Source organism: Bradyrhizobium sp. ORS 375, from assembly GCF_000239775.1.
Taxonomy (GTDB): Bacteria; Pseudomonadota; Alphaproteobacteria; order Rhizobiales; family Xanthobacteraceae; genus Bradyrhizobium.
The window spans coordinates 1-910 of sequence record NZ_CAFI01000042.1; the positions used below are offsets into that span (position 1 = coordinate 1).

General features: G+C 70.7%; 1 protein-coding gene. It reads right to left on the bottom strand.

What is annotated here, in order from left to right; all coding sequences use genetic code 11:
* Positions 1-230 precede the first annotated feature (230 nt).
* A partial coding sequence (locus BRAO375_RS03875) for an HlyD family secretion protein (protein ID WP_035638829.1) occupies positions 231-910 on the bottom strand: 680 nt, incomplete at its 5' end.

Genomic DNA, 910 nt, shown 5'->3' on the forward strand with positions numbered 1-910 from the left:
AGCGGCACGGGAGGTCTCAGGAGAGGGCACACCCGCCGGGCGTGTTGGTGGAGAGACCTGTACCCCCTCACCCGGATTGCATCTTCGATGCAATCCGACCTCTCCCCGCCTAGCGAAGCTTCGCTTCGCCCTGGCGGGGCGAGGTGCACTGAGGGTGCCGCGGCAGCTGGGCTCAACTCAGTTGGCCTATTGAGCCTCCTGAGCTTGTTAGTTGTCGAATAGCGCTGCCCTCACGGCTTGAAATACACATCCACCTTCATCCCCACCGCGAACGGCCCCGGCTCGGCCAAGTCCACCAGCACCTCGACCACATCGACATCCGTCATGTTGCGCTGGCTGAGCGCGGCGGCGCGGCTGCTCTCGACCAGCGGCGCGACCGCCGCGACTTTGCCGGCGACGTCGCGGCCGCGGAAGGCGTCGGAGCGGACCACGGCCTGCTGGCCGGGCTTGATCTTGTCGAGGTCGCGCTGGTCGAGCTCGGCGCGGACGCGCAGCGACGACATGTCGCCGAGCAGCACCAATGGCTGCGTGGCCTGCGGCGCGGCGATCTCGCCGGTGCGCGCGTTCACCTGCAGCACGGTGCCGTCGAGCGGCGCGCGAATGGTGAGCTTCTCGAGCGTGGCGCGCGCCGCCTGCAGGTCGCTGCGCGCGACGTTGAGCTGGCCTTCGGCGCTGATCGGCAGCGGCGCGTCGGCGGTGACCTTGCGCAGCTCGTCGGCCTGCTGCTCGACCTTCGCCTGTGCAGTCGTGAGCTGTGTGCGCGCGCTCTCGACATCGCTGTCCGCGCCGCGTCCGGAACGCCGTTCGGACACCGCCTTGTCGAGCGCCATGCGCGCGTCGAACACCGCGGCCTGCGCATCGGCGAGGCCGTCCTCGGCGCGGCGCCGCGGGCCCGCGCCCGACGGGGTCG